General features: G+C 50.1%; 19 protein-coding genes and 1 other annotated feature (1 of these 20 cut by a window edge). Of the genes, 6 read left to right on the forward strand and 13 right to left on the reverse strand.

The features are described from left to right. Positions 1-20: 20 nt before the first annotated feature. Both KNO95_RS09125 and KNO95_RS09130 read right to left on the reverse strand, forming a co-directional pair. Positions 21-1,001, reverse strand: a complete 981-nt coding sequence (locus tag KNO95_RS09125; RefSeq protein WP_214878798.1) for a zinc-binding dehydrogenase — start codon at positions 999-1,001, stop codon at positions 21-23. A gap of 2 nt (positions 1,002-1,003) precedes the next feature. Further along, positions 1,004-1,495, reverse strand: coding sequence for a lactoylglutathione lyase family protein (locus KNO95_RS09130; protein WP_214786108.1), 492 nt, complete (start codon positions 1,493-1,495; stop codon positions 1,004-1,006). A gap of 118 nt (positions 1,496-1,613) precedes the next feature. Between KNO95_RS09130 and KNO95_RS09135 the strand changes: the two genes are divergently transcribed. Further along, complete coding sequence (locus tag KNO95_RS09135; RefSeq protein ID WP_026824988.1) at positions 1,614-1,922, forward strand: winged helix-turn-helix transcriptional regulator; 309 nt, start codon at positions 1,614-1,616, stop codon at positions 1,920-1,922. A 28-nt stretch (positions 1,923-1,950) separates the two neighbouring features. Here the strand turns inward: KNO95_RS09135 and KNO95_RS09140 are convergent, their stop codons facing one another. Continuing rightward, positions 1,951-2,331: a VOC family protein gene (locus KNO95_RS09140; RefSeq protein ID WP_026824987.1), complete on the reverse strand. Its 381-nt coding sequence runs from the start codon at positions 2,329-2,331 to the stop codon at positions 1,951-1,953. A 75-nt stretch (positions 2,332-2,406) separates the two neighbouring features. Here KNO95_RS09140 and KNO95_RS09145 point away from each other — a divergent pair, with 75 nt between their 5' ends. Continuing rightward, positions 2,407-2,889, forward strand: a complete 483-nt coding sequence (locus KNO95_RS09145) for a GNAT family N-acetyltransferase (protein ID WP_214878799.1) — start codon at positions 2,407-2,409, stop codon at positions 2,887-2,889. 35 nt (positions 2,890-2,924) lie between these two features. On the opposite strand, the gene KNO95_RS09150 is transcribed toward KNO95_RS09145, so the two are convergent. Then, positions 2,925-3,755, reverse strand: coding sequence for a TerC family protein (locus KNO95_RS09150; RefSeq protein WP_026824985.1), 831 nt, complete (start codon positions 3,753-3,755; stop codon positions 2,925-2,927). 253 nt (positions 3,756-4,008) lie between these two features. Between KNO95_RS09150 and folE2 the strand changes: the two genes are divergently transcribed. After that, on the forward strand, positions 4,009-4,920 hold the full coding sequence (gene folE2 / locus KNO95_RS09155; protein ID WP_214878800.1) for a GTP cyclohydrolase FolE2: 912 nt from the start codon (positions 4,009-4,011) through the stop codon (positions 4,918-4,920). A 38-nt stretch (positions 4,921-4,958) separates the two neighbouring features. On the opposite strand, the gene KNO95_RS09160 is transcribed toward folE2, so the two are convergent. The 3 genes from KNO95_RS09160 to pta form a co-directional block, all read right to left on the reverse strand. After that, on the reverse strand, positions 4,959-5,147 hold the full coding sequence (locus KNO95_RS09160; protein ID WP_214878913.1) for a hypothetical protein: 189 nt from the start codon (positions 5,145-5,147) through the stop codon (positions 4,959-4,961). Beyond that, on the reverse strand, positions 5,123-5,422 hold the full coding sequence (locus KNO95_RS09165) for a rhodanese-like domain-containing protein (protein WP_026824982.1): 300 nt from the start codon (positions 5,420-5,422) through the stop codon (positions 5,123-5,125). Before KNO95_RS09165 ends, KNO95_RS09160 begins: the two co-directional genes overlap by 25 nt. A 104-nt stretch (positions 5,423-5,526) precedes the next feature. Continuing rightward, entirely contained in the window at positions 5,527-6,516 is a 990-nt protein-coding gene (gene pta / locus KNO95_RS09170) for a phosphate acetyltransferase (protein ID WP_026824981.1), read from the reverse strand. A 337-nt stretch (positions 6,517-6,853) separates the two neighbouring features. Here pta and hemQ point away from each other — a divergent pair, with 337 nt between their 5' ends. Next, positions 6,854-7,630 (forward strand): hydrogen peroxide-dependent heme synthase, encoded by a 777-nt coding sequence (gene hemQ / locus KNO95_RS09175; RefSeq protein WP_214878801.1) that lies wholly within the window; start codon positions 6,854-6,856, stop codon positions 7,628-7,630. A gap of 75 nt (positions 7,631-7,705) precedes the next feature. Next, complete coding sequence (locus tag KNO95_RS09180; RefSeq protein ID WP_012727492.1) at positions 7,706-7,852, forward strand: hypothetical protein; 147 nt, start codon at positions 7,706-7,708, stop codon at positions 7,850-7,852. Between the two features lie 3 nt (positions 7,853-7,855). Here the strand turns inward: KNO95_RS09180 and KNO95_RS09185 are convergent, their stop codons facing one another. After that, positions 7,856-8,794 (reverse strand): ATP-grasp domain-containing protein, encoded by a 939-nt coding sequence (locus KNO95_RS09185; RefSeq protein ID WP_214878802.1) that lies wholly within the window; start codon positions 8,792-8,794, stop codon positions 7,856-7,858. Positions 8,795-8,948: 154 nt separating this feature from the next. Here KNO95_RS09185 and KNO95_RS09190 point away from each other — a divergent pair, with 154 nt between their 5' ends. Next, complete coding sequence (locus KNO95_RS09190; RefSeq protein WP_026824978.1) at positions 8,949-10,439, forward strand: potassium/proton antiporter; 1,491 nt, start codon at positions 8,949-8,951, stop codon at positions 10,437-10,439. 41 nt (positions 10,440-10,480) lie between these two features. Here the strand turns inward: KNO95_RS09190 and trpA are convergent, their stop codons facing one another. From trpA to trpD, 5 genes are read right to left on the reverse strand one after another with little or no spacing between them, the layout of a single operon-like run. Then, positions 10,481-11,248, reverse strand: a complete 768-nt coding sequence (trpA, locus tag KNO95_RS09195; RefSeq protein ID WP_214878804.1) for a tryptophan synthase subunit alpha — start codon at positions 11,246-11,248, stop codon at positions 10,481-10,483. Next, positions 11,245-12,432 (reverse strand): tryptophan synthase subunit beta, encoded by a 1,188-nt coding sequence (trpB, locus tag KNO95_RS09200; RefSeq protein ID WP_026824976.1) that lies wholly within the window; start codon positions 12,430-12,432, stop codon positions 11,245-11,247. The genes trpA and trpB overlap by 4 nt, the downstream gene beginning before the upstream one ends. Next, positions 12,429-12,983, reverse strand: coding sequence for a phosphoribosylanthranilate isomerase (locus KNO95_RS09205; protein ID WP_214700326.1), 555 nt, complete (start codon positions 12,981-12,983; stop codon positions 12,429-12,431). Before KNO95_RS09205 ends, trpB begins: the two co-directional genes overlap by 4 nt. Then, positions 12,959-13,720 carry an indole-3-glycerol phosphate synthase TrpC gene (gene trpC / locus KNO95_RS09210; protein WP_214878806.1) on the reverse strand — a complete coding sequence of 254 codons (762 nt, stop codon included), beginning with the start codon at positions 13,718-13,720 and terminating at the stop codon, positions 12,959-12,961. Before trpC ends, KNO95_RS09205 begins: the two co-directional genes overlap by 25 nt. Continuing rightward, positions 13,717-14,706: an anthranilate phosphoribosyltransferase gene (gene trpD, locus KNO95_RS09215; protein WP_214878808.1), complete on the reverse strand. Its 990-nt coding sequence runs from the start codon at positions 14,704-14,706 to the stop codon at positions 13,717-13,719. The genes trpC and trpD overlap by 4 nt, the downstream gene beginning before the upstream one ends. A 55-nt stretch (positions 14,707-14,761) precedes the next feature. Then, positions 14,762-14,983 (reverse strand) — a binding site (T-box leader) (it continues 6 nt past the right edge of the window).

Consider the following 14,983-nt stretch of genomic DNA (forward strand, 5'->3'; position numbering starts at 1 on the left):
TATAACAGGGAGCCAAATACTCAGTCGCGAATCCGGACGATGAGTTTACCGCGCACTTTCCGCGTTTGTAGTTTTTCGAGACCTTCTTTCAATTGGTCGAAAGATAACACTTCTGTGACGAGGTCGTTCAGTTCACCCGCTTCAAGTAAGTGCATCAACTCTTCGGCCATATACGCCAAGTTGCGAATCGCATGTTCGTCCTCGCTCGCATGCGCTGCCCCGAGCGCCACCTCGTGAATCGAAGGGGATAATGTGAACCCTTTCATGTTCGTCATGTCTGGTGGACCGGCGATATAGGCGAGGTGTCCGCTAAACGCGAGACGATCTAAGTCGGCTGTCGCGACGTCACGACCGACCGTGTTTAAAATCAAGTCGACACCACGTCCATCCGTCTCTTCCATGATTCGTGCCGTCACGTCCTCGACGTTGTAATCGATTGCCACATCCGCACCAAGCGACTCTACCCATTCAACGTTCTCGGGAGATGCCGTCGTGAAGACCTTTAGCCCGAGGCGTTTTGCGAGCTGAATGGCAAAGCCACCAACACCACCTGCACCAGCGTGCACGAGAATCGTTTCTTTATTCCGTGTATTCAGCTTCTGCATGACCGCTTCATAAGCCGTCATTCCGGCACACAGAATCGAGGCAGCCGCCTCATCGCTCACACCTTGCGGAACGACCGCACACGCCCGGGCATCGACGACCGTGTACTCGGCGAACCCTCCATATTTTGAAAGATCCGTATGCACGGCTACACGTGAACCCGTAATGATGTTGGCGATACTTGAACCGACCTCGACGACTTCACCGACAAGGTCGACACCGAGAATATGTGGATACGCCCAGTTCGGGTTCCCGTTTGAACCGACTTTGTAGTCGACCGGGTTTAAGGCGACCGCTTCGACACGAATCAACAGTTCCCCTGTTCCTGGTGTCGGTCGGTCGATTTCTCCAATATGCAGATGATCTAAACCGGGTTGGTCGAGTAGCCATGCTTTCATGTTTAGTAAGCTCCTTCCGAATACGTGAGTTCGTATGAGTGTGAATAAATTTCAACGAGGTTGCCGAATGGGTCTTCGCAGTACACCATGCGATACGGTTTCTCGCCTGGATAGTACTCGCGAATCGGCATCCGTTGTTTCCCGCCATGGGCGACAATCTTCTCGACAAGTCCTTCAATGTCAGGGTCTTGTACACAATAGTGGAAAATCCCTGTCTTCCAAAACTCGAAGTTGTCTTCTGGTGTCTCGTTATTCGGGAACTCGAATAACTCGATTCCGATTCCGTCTCCTGTTGACATATGGGCGATGCGGAATTTACCCCAGCCTGGTCCGAAGACGTCAGTACACATCACGCCGATTGGCGAATCATCTTCGACGACGTCTGATGGTGTCATGATGGTATACCATCCCATCACGTCCTCATAAAATTTTACAGCTTCTGTTACGTTCGGTACAGAAAGACCGATGTGTGAAAATGTTCTTGGATACGTCATGTTTCATCTACTCCTTTTTGTTTGCTCAATTTAGCGGATAACGATAAGATACTGTCATTGAAGCAAGAAAAAAAGTACGCACATTGAAGTAACTACCCGAAAGTGAGGTTCTTTGAACATGACCACATCGTTCCCCGTCAACCGCGCACTCGAGATTATCGGCGGCAAATGGCGCCCTCAAGTGTATTGCACGCTTCAAGATGGACCGCTCCGTTTCTCTGATATTCAACGGGCGATTCCGGACGTCAGCCGAAAAGTGTTGACCGACCAATTGCGCGAGCTTGAACAGCTCGGTATGGTTCGTCGTGTCGACTATTCGACGGAGAAGCACCTGCACGTCGAGTATTCATTAACTGAAGACGCCCTCGGCCTGCAACCTGCCATGAATGCCCTTTGTTCATGGGGAGAGTGCCACGACAATCAATAATCCCGAGCCATATGGCCCGGGATTATTTTTATGCGGCGAACAAACTAATTAGATTCCCGTCCGCATCGTACAGAATCGCGTAACGTTGACCCCAGAACGCATCCCATGGAGCTTTGTGTGACGCATAGCCTTGTTCAAGGACTGAGTCATACAAAGCATTCAGTGACTCACGGCTTTCACATAAGAAGGCAAGCTCGATCCGATGCCCGTCTGCCTGTTTCCATTCCCCGTATACCGATTCGGCCACTTCCACCGTATCGAACGCGAGACGCACGCCGCCTTCATCAATCTCCACATGCGCTTCCCCGTTCATCGCTTCTGGAATCTCAAACCCGAGTGCCCGATAAAAATCGAGCGACCGCTTCATATCCGTCACGACGATGCCGACCATGTCCAATTTGACTGCCATCCCATTCCCTCCCCTTATTTTCATGATACGATTTGAGTGTAGCACGTACAATCCAGTCAGAGATGAGGAAATAAAGTGAATCATACATTTCATCCACTCACACAAGAACAAGCCGAATTGATCGCCTTCGAGTGGCGCTATGAAGGCGAATACGCGTTTTACAATATGGACGCCGACGAGGAAGATCTCGCCTCATTTTTAGATGCGAAGGAACGGGGAGACACGACGTTCGCCATCCTTAATGACGATGAACTGATCGGCTTTGTCACGTTGCACTTCGAATCAGTGGAAACTGTCTCCATCGGTCTCGGCATGCGCCCTGATTTGACGGGGAGCGGCAACGGACATCGATTCCTCGCTTCGATTCTAACTTGGATCGAGGCGACATATGGGACTCGTACAGTACGTCTCGCTGTCGCCACGTTCAACAAACGAGCCATCCGTTTATACAGATCACTCGATTTCATCCCAGAAGACACGTTCATGCAGGAGACGAACGGAGGCGTGTATTCCTTTCTCTCGATGAAACGCCTACAAAAATCCCCTCCGAACATCTGAGGTTCGGAGGGGATTTATATACGATCTATCTAAACTCAGTGTTTGACCGCTGTCGGTTTCGATGAGAACCAGCCCCATAACGCAATCCCGACCATGACTGACCAGAAGAAAATCGTCCAAGCTGCCGAGTGGACGAATCCATCCGGGAGCCCCATGAATTCGAATGGTGTCCCGGCAATCAATTCTTTGAAACCTGGATGTTCAAGTACGAGGACCGTCAACTTGACCCCGACCCAACCGACGATGATAAAAGCGGCTGTTTCAAGTGTAGGACGTTGATGAAGCAACTTGACAAAAATCCGAGCCGCGAATCGCATCAAGACGACCCCGATGAGTCCACCCGTCAAGACGACAAAGAACTGACCTGAGTCAATCCCACCGATCTCCCCGAGACCGAGCGGTGGCAAGCTGACCGCGAGCGCAACCGCTGCCAAGATTGAGTCGACCGCAAAGGCGATATCCGCAAACTCAACTTTCGCGACAGTGAGCCAAAACTCTTTCTTCGAAACAGGTCGTTCTGTGACGGCCGTCTCTTCTTTCGCTTCTGCTGCCAAATCTTGCTGTGGCTCCATTTTTCTCGCCTTATACGTCATATACAGATGACGCGCACTCATTCCAATCAAGTAAAGCGCACCGAGCGCTTGAACTTGCCATACGTTAATTAAGAACGAGATTAAGAACAATGCGATAAAGCGGAAGACGAACGCCCCAAGGAGTCCGTAGAACAATGCCTTCTTCTGCTCTGTACGTGGCAAATGCTTGACCATGACAGCCAAGACGAGCGCGTTGTCTGCAGATAACAAGCCTTCTAAACCGACGAGAACGACGACAATCCAGGCATACTGCAGGACTAACTGCCAATCCATAACAACATCTCCTTTTTCCTTTCAATTCCTTCATATTTAATAGTGATCTATTTTTTAAGTTCACAGGACCATTTTATTCCCGTTCACAAAGTAAATCAATCCTCTTTCTTCAATATCTGAAGGTTTTTTTAGGATTGCATATTCAAAACACGTTTTGAGAGCAAAATCATACCCGTTCAGCCATCATTTCGTGATAAAATCCTAACAAGAACGAGTGGTCGCTTGAACCGCTCTAAAAAAGGAGAATCCGATTATGTCTACAAGCCATGTCGCTTTACCTACTAAAGCAGAACGACATAAATTGTTCGGGTCGGTCCCACCGATTAAAGGAACAAAACCGACCGAGAAAGAACAGATGGTCGATTTACAAAATACACCGAAAAACTTCTTATTCGCTCTTGATAGTGTTGGAATTTCAAACGTGAAGCACCCTGTGAACGTCGAGACGTCAGAAGGGGTCCAGTCAACAGTTGCTTCCTTCGAATTGACGACATCGCTCGTTCAAGATCGTAAAGGAATCAACATGTCCCGTTTGACGGAACAGCTCGATGCGTATCATCAACAAGGATGGACGGTATCGAACCGTTCGTTAATCGAGTTTGCACAAGAGCTCGCGGAGCGTATGGAGCAAACGGAAGGACAATTGACAATTCGTTACCCGTGGTTCTTCACGCGTAAAGCACCCGCAACAGGCCTCAGTGGTTTGATGAACGCAGATGTGATGCACCGCGTGACATATAACCTCGAAACGGGCGTCGCAAATGTGACAGTCGGTCTCGTCATCAATGTCACGACGCTTTGCCCATGTTCAAAAGAAATCAGTGAGTACAGCGCCCATAACCAACGTGGGTACATCACGATCGAAGCAGGTCTTGATGAGACGTCGATGGATGGGTTCGACTGGCGTGTGGCACTTCTCGATGCGGCGGAATCGAACGCCTCAGCACCACTCCATCCGGTCCTCAAACGTCCGGATGAAAAACGTGCGACAGAAATCGCATACGAAAACCCACGTTTCGTCGAGGACATGGTCCGCTTGATTGCGGCTGATTTGTACGAGATGAAACAAGTTGTGAACTTCTTCGTCGAATGCCGTAACGAAGAGTCGATTCACCAACACGATGCCATCGCATCGATCACATTTGATAAGCGCCAAGACGCATAAAAAATGCGGAACCTCTGTTAAAGAAGGTTCCGCATTTTTTATAGACTTGTCACGAGTTCAATCGTCAATAGGATGATGATGAGCATCACCCACACTGCCCAGACGAGTCGCCACTTCTCCCAGTCAAATCGCTTCATCACTGCATAGACCGTGAGGTAGAGCGCAATGAGAAGCGGTACGACGACCCAAGGATTCTCTAACATCACGCTTCGATGTCGCCATCCCAAGCGAGCATACCGCCCTCAACGTTTACGACTTTATATCCGTTTGACTCTAAGTGGTCACACGCCGTCACACTGCGGCCGCCAGAGCGACAAATGACGTGGTAGACGTTGTCCTGTGCTAACTTTTCTGTCACTTGCGGGAATTCAGACAATGGGTAGAGCGGTACGTTCGGGATATGCCCTGCGTCATATTCGTCTTGTTCGCGCACATCGATGATATGGAGCGACTCCCCGTTTTCTAGCTTTTCTCGTAATTCAGTTGCATGAATATTTTGCATACGTATTTCCCCTTTCGATATTGGATTCCTCTTTTAGTTTACCTCAGCTACCACTCAAAAAAACATGAAAAAAGCACCCTTCTACCTAGAAGGATGCTTCGGACTTACGCTTCGTTGCGCTCGTCGATTGCTTGTGCTGCTGTGATGAGTGTCAATTTGTAGACATCCTCTTCGTTACAGCCACGTGATAAGTCATTTACTGGTTTATTGAGACCTTGAAGGATTGGACCGATTGCTTCGAATCCACCGAAACGTTGAACCATCTTGTAGCCAATGTTTCCTGCTTCAAGACTTGGGAAGACGAATACGTTCGCTTTACCCGCCACATCAGAACCTGGTGCTTTCTTCGCCGCTACGCTAGGGACGAATGCTGCATCGAATTGAAGTTCTCCATCGATTGGAAGGTTCGGTGATTTTTCTTTCGCAAGGCGTGTCGCTTCCACAACTTTCTCTGTTTCAGGTGACTTCGCAGAACCTTTTGTCGAGAAGCTAAGAAGGGCGACTTGTGGGTCGATCCCGAACGTCTTCGCTGTCGCTGCTGATAAAAATGCATTTTCTGCTAAGTCCGCTGCGTCTGGTGCGATGTTGATCGCACAGTCCGAGAAGACGTATTGCTCGTCGTCACGCACCATGATGAACACACCTGACGTCTTTTTGATGCCTGTTTGCATTTTGATGATTTGAAGTGCCGGACGTACCGTATCAGCCGTCGCGTGCATCGCGCCTGAGACAAGACCTTCTGCTTTTCCTGTATGAACGAGCATCGTTCCGAAGTAGTTCACGTCCGATGTGAGGAGTTCGCGCGCTTGTTCAGCCGTCGCTTTCCCTTTGCGACGCTCGACGAATGATTCGACGAGAACATCGATGTCTTCGTACGTCGCCGGGTCGTATTGTGTTAAACCTGAGATGTCGAAACCATGTTTTGCCGCAACCGCTTCGACGTCTGCTTTCGCACCAACGACGATTGGTTCTACCATACCGTCCGTTTTCAATCGAACCGCAGCTCCAAGAACACGCTCATCGACGCCTTCTGGAAAGACGATCGTGGGACGAACCGGGCTGACTTTTTGCTTCAACGTTTCAAATAATTTCATAACGAATGAACCCCTTTTCTCAATTTACAGCATGACTGCTAATGGTTTTGCCATTGACTTGTGTCTTTACGCGATTTCAATTATACACAGTACCCTTTTCAAAATAAACTATTCTGCCCATTTCGTCATAAATCGCTTAGAATCAATCATTATATGAATAGAACAGTTTCTCCAAAGTGACTGATACAGCCATTTTTGTAGCCGTTTTCATGTTTCTGTCCTCTGTTCTTTACCCGTCATGAATCGTGATAACCCTCACAGTGCCTCAAAGTTGCCAGTCAGTGAAGCGTGTATGGTAAAATAGACGGCGAAGCCAAGTCCCGAAAGGAGATTTTTTATGTCAGAACGTCCAGTACCTACAACAGATACACAACATGCCGCCGCCACATTAGACGGATGGTATTCACTCCATGATTTCCGCAAGATCGATTGGGCTCGTTTGAAGCTCGTCGATGCCGAAAAGCGTCAACACATGATTGACGAGTTCACAACATTCCTCGCTTCTCTCGAAGAAATCGAAGCCAAAGGTGAAGGAAGTCACGCCTTCTACTCGATTCTCGGTCAAAAGGCAGACCTCGTCTTGATGGTGCTTCGCCCGACATTCAACGAACTTGAAGATGTTGAGCGTGCGTTCCGCAAAACAGCATTATACGACTATATGATTCCCTCATATTCATACGTGTCTGTCATCGAGCTCGGTATGTATCGTGGATCTGGAGATGGGGACCCGTACCAAAACCCACACATCCGCTCACGCCTCTATCCGACACTTCCAAAGGCCGCACACATTTGTTTCTACCCGATGAGCAAGGCTCGTCGTGACGGAGACAACTGGTACATGTTATCGATGGATGAACGGAAAGACCTCATGTATCGTCACAGCATGATCGGTCGTAGCTATGCCGGTAAGATTCAGCAATTCATCGGTGGGTCAACAGGATTCGATGCATGGGAATGGGGCGTCACGCTCTTCGCTGAAGATTCACTTCAATTTAAGAAAATCGTCTACGAGATGCGCTTTGATGAAGTGAGTGCGAAATACGGTGAGTTCGGTGACTTCTACGTCGGGAACATCTTACCGAAAGAAAATTTGAGAACATTCTTTAGCGTATAAAAGGTTTACGTGTATAACACCTCGGGAATTAAAGATGATGTAAGCAAGTCATCCTAATCAACGAGGTGAACAACGATGCGCGTGTTCAAAGAAACCGATCGAGACACTGCGGAACGTTTAGATTCGTTCATCGAACGAATGGCACCGACAGCAGAATTAGTCCAACATCGATTTGAAGAGCAACTCAAACATACACAGCAAAAGGGTCAGGCGAGCGCCTGACCCTTATTTTGTCGTGGTGACGTGAAGTGCGTCGCCTAAGAAAGTAGCCAATTCAAGCATGCCGTAGCGCCCTGCTTTCGCTTCGGCTTCGGAATTATAGTTCGTATTCGTATTGACGTCGTAGGCGTAGACGTTGCCGTCTTCATCTCGGATGATTTCGATCCCGGCGATGTCAATCGCATTCACTTTAAGGAACTGCTCAAGTTGCGGAATGATCGGGTCATCGAATCCTTCGACGATTTCGAACTTCGCCGGCGGCGTCTCCCCGACCGGACAGAACTGGTCTTCAATCGAGCAAGCGTCTGCCGGGCAGAGCTCGAAGCCTTCCGACGTATCGACACGGACCGCATATAGGAACTTCCCGCCGATGAATTCACAGCGGGTAATATACGGTTCTGGTGCTTCGATATACTGTTGAATGAGCGTGATGCCGTCAACCGAGTCCTCGAACGAGGGACCATATACATATTCTTTGAGTCCTTCGATCGTATGGAACAATTGGACCCCAAGTCCTTTCCCGGCACGATTATGTTTCGTGATGAACGGTGTCATGCCCAGCTTCTCAGCCGCCTCGATGATTTGCTTCTTACCAACTGCCGCAATCGTCTTCGGTACACGGATTCCTTCGCGTCGAAGCGCCGTATATTGATTGACCTTGCTCACTTCAAGACGGATGGCACGTGTGCCGTTGAACACGGTCCGGTCGTTCGCCTCTAACCAAGCGAGGACGCCTTCCGTCAATTCAGGGGCGTACCGATGCCCACGTGTGTGCGAAGAGGCGCTCATACGATTATAAAAGACACCTTCCGGGGGCGTTGCTTCGAGATCAATCGTCCCTTGGTCCAAGTGCCATAGTTCATAAGGTAACTGTAGTTCTTCTAAGCGGTGAACCAGGTGATTCGTCCATTCTTCGTTCTCATGAATGACGTGAATTTTAGACATCATCATCCCTCCTTATATGATGTGTTTACTTTACCACATTCATAACCGACAATTCCAATGTGCATGGTTTGTCTAATCGTCAATTCTGAAATATCAGACGATTTCATGGTACAATGAACTTAATAGTATTGTTTTTTGAAAGGATGTGTTGTGTTTGCCCGTACCTGTTATAAGTACTGATGTACTCATTCTACTTTTCGGTCTACTCCTTGTAGCCGGTGTCATGGCGACGCGAATCTCGACTCGATTCGGCTTACCGGCCTTGATCTTGTTTATGGGGATCGGCATGATCATGGGAAGTGACATTACCGGTCTCATCTTCTTCGATGATTCAAATTTGGCACAGTTAATCGGAGTCGCCGCATTAATTGTCATTTTGTTTGAAGGGGGTCTCCAGACGAAATGGACGTCGATGCGGAACGTTCTCGTTCCAGCCGCCTCACTTGCCACGTTTGGTGTCTTGATTACGACGACTGTCGTCGCCGTGGCCGTTCGTTTCGTATTTGGTTTCGATTGGATTGAATCTTTCCTATTCGGCGCGATTATTGGTTCGACCGATGCAGCGGCCGTCTTCGCCGCATTCAAAGGAAAGAATATCTCACCGAAAGTCGGTGCGACACTCGAAGCCGAGTCCGGCACGAACGACCCGATGGCGATGTTTTTAACGATTCTCGCCCTCGACTTTATGTTGAAGCCCGAGACGACCATATGGGATGGCATTTGGATGTTCGTCCTTCAAATCGTTGTCGGAGCATTCATCGGCTTTTTACTCGGACAATTGTCTCGTCTCATGTTGAATCATTTGAAACTAGAATCGAGCGGACTACATGCAGTTCTGATGATTTCGATGGCATTCCTCACATACGGTGTCACGGCTTACTTGTTGGGGAGCGGACTACTCGCGGTCTATATCGCTGCGATGATTGTTGGCAACGCGGATACGGCGCACGAAGTGACCATCGTCCAGTTCTCAGAGGCACTCGCATGGATCATGCAGATCATCATGTTCGTCATCCTCGGATTGCTCGTCTTCCCCCGTCAACTCATCGAGCCCGACTTAATTTGGAAAGGTATACTTATTTCCTTTGTCCTTATGTTCGTTGCTCGCCCCATCGCCGTTTATTTATCGACACTCGGGATGGCGTTCACAAAAAAAGAGAAGTTCTTCATTTCTTGGGCCGGTCTAAAAGGAGCCGTACCAATCGTGCTCGCAACTTTCCCGTTAATCGCAGGAATTGATGACAGTCAACTTCTATTCAATGCCGTCTTCTTCGTTGTCGTGACCAGTGCCTTGATTCAAGGAACGACGTTGACTCCACTTGCCGAGAAGTTAGGGCTACTCGGTCCGGATAAAATCCGTTCCCCCTATACAATCGCCCTCGTTTCCAGCAAACAGTCCCAACATAAACTCGTTCCTTATGTAGTCACGGAGAGCTCCTCGATGATCGGCAAGACGCTAGCGGACATCACGCTCCCGCCGAACACCGTCGTAAACGCCATCGTCCGAAACGAATATTTGATTCCGCCGAACGGACAGACAGCTATCGAAGAAGGCGATCTCTTATACGTTCTCGCCTCGATGTACCGTCATGACCAACTCGACCAAAAGTTTGGGGAAGACGGTCTCGATCGAGTGGAATTATGAGTAAACGAATAACCGGTGCTTCATGCGAAGCGCCGGTTTTCTTATGCGTGTATTTGTTTTGCCGAACGAATCAACGTCTCGACGTCGCCTGTTCTCCCTTCATGAAGTGCCTCGACGATAAAGCTTCCGACGACGACACCGTCACATGCATTCCCAAGCGTCTGCACTTGTTCCGGACGATGTACCCCGAATCCTGCTAAGACGGGAACACGTGACTGCTCTGTCAATCGAGTCAAATGGGTGAGTAGTTCATCCGGGAACACATCAGTCTTCCCTGTTGTGCCTTTGAGTGTGACCGCATAGACGAATCCTTCAGCCTTCTCTAAGATGGATGCCGTCCGTGCCTCGCTGCTCGTCAACGTAACGAGTGGGATGACTGCGACTTCCTGGCGATCGACGTTCGAAAACAATTGAAGACTTTCTTCAAATGGAAGGTCTGGAATGATGACTCCGCTCACCCCACACTCATTCGCCCGGTCAAAGAACGGTTGGACCCCGAACCGAAACACCGGGTTCAAGTATGTCATCAAGACAATCGGCACAGTAAATCGATCATTTCCTTCTATTAAATGGTTCAACACCATTTCAAGCGTCACACCCGCTTCAAGAGCGCGCATTCCTGCCGCCTCAATGATCGGTCCATCGGCCACCGGATCAGAGAATGGAATTCCGAGTTCGATCGCCGTCGCACCCATTCGTTCTAGTTCAACAATGGTCGGGATGAGTCGTTCTATCCCTCCGTCACCAGCCATAATATAAGGAACGAATGCCGCCCCTTCTCGCTCTCGAATCGCTGTCTCTAGTTTCATCGTGTTGCCACCTTCTCTCGGATTGTGTGGACGTCTTTGTCTCCGCGTCCAGATAAACAAATCACCAGTGTATCGTCTTCTCCCATCGTCTTCGCGAGCGTTTCTGCGTAAGCGAGAGCATGCGAAGACTCTAAGGCAGGTATGATTCCTTCTTGTCGACTGAGTGCGAGACATGCATCAAGTGCCTCATCGTCCGTGACGGCTGCGTAACGGACCCGTTCAATATCTTTCAAGAAGCTGTGCTCTGGTCCTACCCCTGGATAATCGAGTCCGGCTGAGATGGAATGTGCCTCCTCGATTTGACCCGCTGCGTCTTGCAACACATACATGAGTGACCCATGCAATACACCGACTTCTCCTTTTGTGAGTGTCGCCGCGTGTTTGTCCGTATCGATGCCGCTCCCTGCCGCCTCGACACCGTAGAGTGCGACCGACTCATCATTCAAAAACGGATAGAACATGCCCATCGCATTGCTCCCTCCACCGACACAGGCGACGACGGCATCTGGTAGCCGTCCCGTCTGTTCGAGGATTTGACGGCGTGTCTCTGTCCCAATCACGCTTTGAAAATCACGAACCATCTGCGGGAACGGATGCGGGCCGAGAACGGAACCCATCACATAGTGCGTATCGTCTACGTGTTTGACCCAGTAACGAAGCGCTTCATTGACAGCATCTTTTAACGTGCGACTTCCAGATTTGACGGGAACGACCTTCGCTCCGAGCAATTCCATCCGAAACACGTTCAACGCTTGGCGCTCGACGTCGACCTCCCCCATAAAGATGGTACATTCCAGGTCGAGTAATGCACATACCGTCGCGGTCGCGACACCGTGCTGACCGGCCCCCGTCTCGGCGACGACTTTTTGTTTCCCCATCCGTTTCGCAAGGAGCGCTTGCCCAACCGTGTTGTTGATTTTATGGGCACCGGTATGGTTCAGATCCTCTCGTTTCAAATAGACGTTCGTTCCAAGACGACGACTTAGATTCGACGCATAATAGAGTGGCGTCTCACGTCCTACGTATTCACGTAATAAGGAAGAGAAGCGTTCTTGAAACTCAGGGTCTTGCTTCGCCTCTTCGTAAGCGGCCTCCAATTCTTCGACCGCCTGCATGAGTGTTTCCGGAATGTACTTTCCACCGTATTGTCCAAACTTTCCGTTCACTGGTTGTGCATACATCATAGTTCCTCCTTGGCGCGTTGAATGAACGCACGAATTTTTTTGATATCTTTTACACCGTCCGTCTCGACACCGCTCGAGATATCGACGCCGTCTGGTTGGATCGTTTGAATCGCTTGTCTCACATTGTCAGGAGATAGGCCGCCTGCTAGCCAAAATGGATGTTTCGGCCGGTCGATCGCGCCCCAGTCTAATACCTGTCCACTGCCCGGGGTCGGATGATCTATCAATCGCACATCCGCCGCCTCCTCGGTCGATGCATCGATAATTGGTAATCCGAAAGTGCGGAGTTGTTCCATTGACTGCGTCCGATGGTGAATTTGTAAATCCGTCAGTCCCACGTCCATCGCTTGCTCGATGTCTTCCATTGAAGGATTTAAAAACACACCAACGATTCGAACCGATTCGGGAATATAAGCTGCTAGCTCCTTCGCTCTGCTCACGTCGATTTGGCGGGAACTCGGTGCGAATACGAACCCGATGGCATCTGCTCCCGCTTCGACCGCCGCCTGGACCGCTTCCTCTGTCTTTAATCCACAGATTTTAACGAACATGTTTTCAACTCCTCGAGTAGCCGGGTCGGGTCTTCTTCACGCATGAGTGCTTCTCCGACGAGGATGGCACTTGCGCCGGCTTCTTTCAGACGCGCTGCCGCTTCGACGGTGCTGACCCCGCTCTCACTGACGAATGTGACGTCGGGATAGCGATTCATCAAGTCGATTGATGTCTCAAGAGCGACCTCGAACGTTTTTAAGTCTCTGTTATTGATGCCGATCAACACGTCATCGAGCTCGAGTGCGATGTGTAACTCCGCTTCGTCATGTACTTCAACCAATACGTCGAGACCGATGGAGCGAGCGTATCGCGTCAGTTCATGGAGACGTGTCGGATGTAGGGCCGCCACGATAAGAAGTGCAACACTCGCCCCGTAATGCTTCGCATAGTCGAGTTGCCGTTCATCGATGATAAAGTCCTTACAGAGCACCGGGATGGTGACAACATCGGCGACTTGTCGCAAATCGTCAAACGAACCGTTGAAATACGTCGTGTCCGTCAATACCGAAATCATCGTCGCACCGGCTTGTTCATATTGGCGGGCCCGTTCGGCGACATCGACCGTCTCCCGAATCATTCCTTTCGAAGGAGACGACCGTTTGATTTCAGAAATGATATGGAATCCCTCCTTCGTCACATTCAAAAGAGTAATCGGCTCTGTCACGTTGACATCAATCGGCTGCATGCCACTCACTTCTTCAATTTTCGTTCCGATGATTTTCGTTAAATAGCTCATGCCTCTACCTCCGTACGTTGTAAGTGTTGTAATACGCGTAACGCGTGCCCTTCATCGATACTGCGTTTCGCTTCTTTCACACCTTCTCGAAGCGTTGCGGTCGTGCCGTACGTGCAAAGGGCAAGTGCCGCATTCAATAAGACGACGTCTCGCGCCGGTCCTGACTTTCCGTTCAACACAGCGAGCAGCGTCGCGGCGTTCTCTTCCGGTGTGCCTCCGCGTAATGCTTCGAGCGGTGCCCGCATCAAGCCGACATCTCGTGGGTCGACCGCGTAACGCGCTGTCTGTTCCCCATCAAAGAAATACACGTCGTTCACACCGGCGAGACTCGCTTCATCGAGTCCGCCCGCACCGTGGACGACCATGCCGCGCTCCACGCCGAGATGTCGCATCGCGGTCGCCATCTTCTCCAGTAGTGATGGATGGTAGACACCGACAAGTTGTCGCTTCGGACGAAGTGGATTCGTCAACGGCCCGATTTGGTTGAAGATGGTCGCAGTTGCGAGGCGTTTACGGACCGGCATGACATGTTTCATAATCGGATGGACATGCTGGGCGAATAGGAAACTGAGATTCGTCCGTTCCAAGTCTTCATGTACTTCCGCCGCCGTTTTCACAATCGGAACGTTCAATGCCTCGAGGACGTCCGCACTTCCCGACCGGCTCGACACACTTCGGTTGCCATGTTTCGCGACTGGTACTCCAAGGCCGGCCAAGACGAACGCAACGGTCGAGCTGATATTGAACGTATGCGCCCCGTCGCCGCCGGTGCCACAAACATCAAGAACGGATAAATCGCTTTGGGGGAACTGAGCTGCTTCTCGAATGTATGCCGCGAGTCCCGCCATCTCTTCAGCTGTTTCCCCGCGTTCTTTCATCGCCAGTAGCACTCGTTCGATTTGCGCTTCATCCGCTTGGAACATTTCACTTGCTGCCACTTTCATATCTGCTGTTGATAACGAGTTTGTCTCCAATTGTTGAATCATCTTCTCTTCCCCCTCTAAAAATGTGTATAAAAAAACTCCATACGACAATCGTCGTATGGAGGACGGTTCTAGACCGCGGTGCCACCTCTCGTTGATTCCAAAGAATCCACTCTCCGATGCAATCACATCGTATCCTGATAACGGGGGAAGCCGTCACGACCTACTTTCTTCAGCCGTGCTCTCATGAGCCCATTCACGCGGACGCCTCGGTCAGGATCTCACCATCCCTGACTCTCTGGACGAAACGTCTTCTCGCGCTACTCTTCTCAATCCTCGA

The organism is Exiguobacterium sp. ERU653, from assembly GCF_018617775.1.
GTDB classification, from domain to species: Bacteria; Bacillota; Bacilli; order Exiguobacteriales; family Exiguobacteriaceae; genus Exiguobacterium; species Exiguobacterium marinum.